4 protein-coding genes and 2 pseudogenes are annotated in these 4062 nt (G+C 65.9%); all 6 read right to left on the bottom strand.

The annotated features are described in order from the left end of the window. Window positions 1-432: pseudogene (locus tag VKZ87_RS11830) on the bottom strand (alpha/beta hydrolase-fold protein); the annotation flags it as partial. A gap of 71 nt (window positions 433-503) precedes the next feature. Beyond that, window positions 504-656, bottom strand: a complete 153-nt coding sequence (locus VKZ87_RS18475; RefSeq protein ID WP_349254794.1) for an excalibur calcium-binding domain-containing protein — start codon at window positions 654-656, stop codon at window positions 504-506. Window positions 657-812: 156 nt separating this feature from the next. After that, on the bottom strand, window positions 813-1055 hold the full coding sequence (locus VKZ87_RS11825; protein ID WP_324221461.1) for a hypothetical protein: 243 nt from the start codon (window positions 1053-1055) through the stop codon (window positions 813-815). A gap of 13 nt (window positions 1056-1068) precedes the next feature. Further along, window positions 1069-1551, bottom strand: a pseudogene (locus VKZ87_RS11820) (DUF6766 family protein); the annotation flags it as partial. Window positions 1552-1848: 297 nt separating this feature from the next. After that, window positions 1849-2757, bottom strand: a complete 909-nt coding sequence (locus tag VKZ87_RS11815) for a S41 family peptidase (protein WP_324221460.1) — start codon at window positions 2755-2757, stop codon at window positions 1849-1851. A gap of 279 nt (window positions 2758-3036) precedes the next feature. Beyond that, entirely contained in the window at window positions 3037-3690 is a 654-nt protein-coding gene (locus VKZ87_RS11810; RefSeq protein ID WP_324221459.1) for a hypothetical protein, read from the bottom strand. Between the last annotated feature and the right edge of the window lie 372 nt (window positions 3691-4062).

The following is a 4062-nucleotide window of genomic DNA, read 5'->3' as shown; positions in this document are numbered from 1 at the left end:
GCGGATCATCAGGAAATTGCCGGTGGCGCCGCCATTGCGCGGGATCAGCGCCAGGTCCTGCGGATCCTGCGAAGGGAAGGTGAGTTCGTAACGACGCTCGCCATTGGCCAGGCCCACCGCCACCAGCGGCGGCAGCCGACCGTCGGCATGCGCGGCCTGCAGCGCCTCGGCGATCCAGGGGAAATCCTCTTCCCGGCCGCCGTCGAGGATCAGCAGCAGCGGCGTGTCGTTGCCGGGCGCCAGTGAAGGCTCGCCCAGCACCAGCACGTTGATCTCGCGGCCGATGGTTTCGGAGAGGGCGGCGTCGTAGGCCGGGTGGCTGGAAGCTGCTTCGTCGGCTCCGGTTGCCGGGCCGGTGGCCATTGCCGCGGCTGCCGGTTCCGGTGAGGCGGCGGCGAGCAGGGTGGCAAGGAGCAGGGGCAGCAACTTCATCGGGATTTACCTCGTTCGCTCGGATGCCTGCAGTGGCAGTCGTTGTTCGACACCGGGACGGGTCATGTTCTCTACTCGCAGGCGATGCCATCGTTGTCGCGGTCAAGGTGCGGGGCATAGCCGGGATCGCCGCGGCGCAACGGCGCCGCTCCGGCGGCCCGCGCCTCGCTGCAGTTCCGGTAGTAGACCTTGCCGGTGCCGCCGGCGTCCGTGGATCCCGCCAGGGATTGCCGCGGGGGCGGGGCTTCCTGGCGCGCCGCAGGTGCGCGGTGGCAATGGTAGTCGCCGTCCCTGCTAACGCGGCTGCGCCGGTGAAGCGGCCAAATAGCCAGGGGGCGCCGGTGCCGGCGTTGCGCCTGCCCACCCCGCGGCGAGGACCTTCAGTCGGCGGGCTTCCGGTCCTTCATTCCCTCGATGCCGGAAACGCGGGCGCAATGGGCGCAGCAGAAGAAGCGGCCGCCCGACTCCATGCCATGCCCCAGGATCCGGCAGCCACAGTGCTCGCAACGTGGCGCAAGGGCGCTGATCGCGCACTCGAAGGAATCGAAGGTGCCGGAGACACCCTTCCATTCGATGGTCATCGTCTTGTCATAGGAATTGCCGCAGACGTCGCAGGTTTTCATGGCTGCTCCTTGTTCAGCTGCCGGTGTCGGTGTGCCTGGCCTCGAGGGGCTTGGATTGGGTGGAGTCCTTCTCCCGCAGGTAGATGGACAGGACGCACAGCGTCACCACGGAGAGAAACTCGCTCTGCCAGTTCTGCATGGATTCGAACCACAGCGCGGAGCTGGCCAGGTGGTCGACCCAGGCAGGCGGCGGCTGGCCATGAGAAAGCGCCTCATCCACTGCCTGCGCCCAGCTGTAGCGCAGATGTGCCAAGAAGCTGCCCAGGAACAGCAGGCCCAGGGCGATCGACAACGAATGTGCGTACAGCGCCTTCCACAGACCGCCCTTGCGGACCGGCCAGGGCTGTTCGGCCAGCGGTGGAGGTTTCGGCGGCTTCTCGTCGGCGAGATCCAGCGGCCGCGATTCCGCCGAGCCACGCTGCCGCAACCAGACCGTAAGCAGGACGAAACTGCCCATCTGCAGGAACTCGCTCTCCCAGTTCTCGAACAGGCTGGAAAGGCGTCGTCCTGCCCGCGCTCGCCTTCGTCATCACGGCCGCGGCCCTGCTGCTGCTCGCGGCGCTGCTGCTGGCCCTGCTTGTTCTTCTGGTCCTGGTCGCGGTCCTGGGCGTCCTTGCGGTCCTTCTGGTTCTGATCTCGGTTCTGCTGCGTCATGACGGTGTCTCCGGGGTACGCCGGCGGAATGCCGGCCCCGGAAGTTGCTGCAAACGCCATGCCGGCGGGGGAAAGCTTTCCAGACAGTGGAGATGTTGCCTGTGTCCCTCTTGACCGGGATGACGCCGTGGCCGTTGCTTCACTCCGCCTGGGCGAGCTCCGCCAGATGCCGCCGGGCGACGTACACCGGATCGTCACCGCCCGGGAGGTCAGGCTTCACGCCGCTGCCTTCCCAGTTGCCGCCGGTATGGCGGTTGACCGGGCGAGTATCCGGGATGGAGATCTGGAAACCGTGGCCCACCGGCACCGGCTCGCCGATCAGGTTGGCGGCGCCGGCGCTGCGGCTGCCGATCACCACGGCGCGGCCCTCGGCCTGCAGCGCGTAGGCGATGAACTCGGAAGCCGAGGCAGAACGGCGGTCCAGCAGCACTGCCACCGGGCGCTCGTAGCGCGGCAGCGCCGCCTCCGGCAGCGGGTCGGCTCGCCGTTCGGTGCGGGATTCGAAGTCCTGCACGCTCTTCACGCCGGGACCCAGCAGGCTGGCGACGATCTGCGCCGGCGTGTGGCCGTCGCCGCCGCCGTTCTGGCGCAGGTCGAGGATCAGACCGTCGGTATCGGCCAGCAACGCCCAGGCATGTTGCAGCTTCCCGCCGACGATGTCCCAGGGATAGAAGGTGCTCAGGCGCAGGTAGCCGATGTTGCCCTCGAACACCCGCACCTCGCGGATGCCGGCATTGCTGCTGCCGGCGCCGGCGCGCCACTGCATCAGCCAGTCGTCGCCGATGTGGCCGGCATCGACGCGCTCGAAGTGGAAGTGGCCGTCATAGGCGTCGAGGTCGCGATTGACGCGCGCGACGAAGGCCTCGGCATCGTCGCAGGCACCGGCGTAACGGCCCTCGCGGGCCCAGGACTGCACGGCCGTGGCAATCTCCGCCGCCAGCGCCTCGTCGACATAGGTATCGGCGACGCGGATGGAAACCTGCTCCAGGACGGCGGCGTGCATCGGGCAGGCGGCCAGCTGGGCGGCCAGGGCGAGGGTGGCGAACATGATCGGGGCCTCCGTCCGGCGCCGGCACGGGAATCGCCGGCAACGGGCGCAGCTTAGCGCCGCAGCGGCCACTGGAGCACGCGATCAATGTGAATTGATACCGGATGCAAATCGTCCACACCCTTGCCGTGCCGCCAGCCTGTCGGCTTCCTGCATGTGTGGACGACGATCCTGGCCGTGACGGGTGGCGGGAATCCTCGAACACATCCTCCGAGTCAATCTGCAATCGTGAGGAGCATCGCTTTCCAGGAACGAGTGGGCCTTGGCGCCGCAGGCTCCTCACATGTCGATGACGGGGTACAGGATTTCGCCGTGGTCATTCTCCGGATGCAACAGCATCAGTTCGACAATCTTTGGTACGAGGTTGCCAAGGATGGCAGCGCCGTCGCAGACCTGCTGCCTGTTGACGGAGCTGTTCCAGGTGGCGCCACCGTGGATCAGCTGGTTACGGAGGACATAAAGGCGGTCGAACACGATGGAAAGAACCTTGGCCGTGTTCCTTTCAACCAGTGCATGCATGGCCGCCCTTCTTGCAGCCTCAAAGCCAGGACGCCAGCCCTTCTCTCCTTCTCCTCGCTGCAACGATGTCCAGAACGGTTGATATACGTGCCTGTTCTCGATGAGGGTTCGTACCGGGCCGCTGAAGGTCTCAAAGAGTGCGGAATGAATCTGTCCGCCGTGGTCGACGGAAACCAGACGAGAGAAGAACTCCCTCAGGCGGTCACGTTCCGTTTCGTCCTGGCCAATCTCGCGGGCATATGCGGCGTTGAGGGCGATCCACAGGAAAATGAACCTTGCGTCCAGGTCTTTCACCTCAGCTTCGGCTCGGCGCAGCCAGCTCAGTGATCGGTGAATCCGGACCCTCCACGATTCTTTCGTGGCATCCCGGGGGATGGCATTGAGCCGTTCGCGCAGTTCCAGGGCGGTGGCCATGGACGAAAGGTAGCAAGGGTTCGCACGGCATGTTGACCCATGCCCGTGTGGGCATGGCTGCCCGAAAACGAAAAACCCGCCAATCGGCGGGCTCGGAATGGTGGCTATGGGTGGAGCAGGACCATAGCCACCACGGCATGCGTCAGCGCCTTTCAGATCAAGGTCTTAGGCCCGCTGCGGCGTAGGGACTGTAGCACTCTATGTAGCACATGCTGTAGCGCATGGCGGGGCTGACCTGCCCCCCATTTTCCGGTCCAGGCTGACTTAAGTAGAGTCCGTCCCCAAGAGGAAGACGGACATGAAGAAGCGATACACGGACGAGCAGATCATTGGCTTCCTGAAGCAGGCGGCCGCGGGCACCCCGGTCAAGGA

Source organism: Ferrovibrio sp., assembly GCF_035304305.1.
In the GTDB taxonomy this organism is placed as follows: Bacteria; Pseudomonadota; Alphaproteobacteria; order Ferrovibrionales; family Ferrovibrionaceae; genus Ferrovibrio.
Note: the sequence above shows the minus strand (reverse complement) of the source record. Positions and strands in the feature narration are given on the sequence as shown.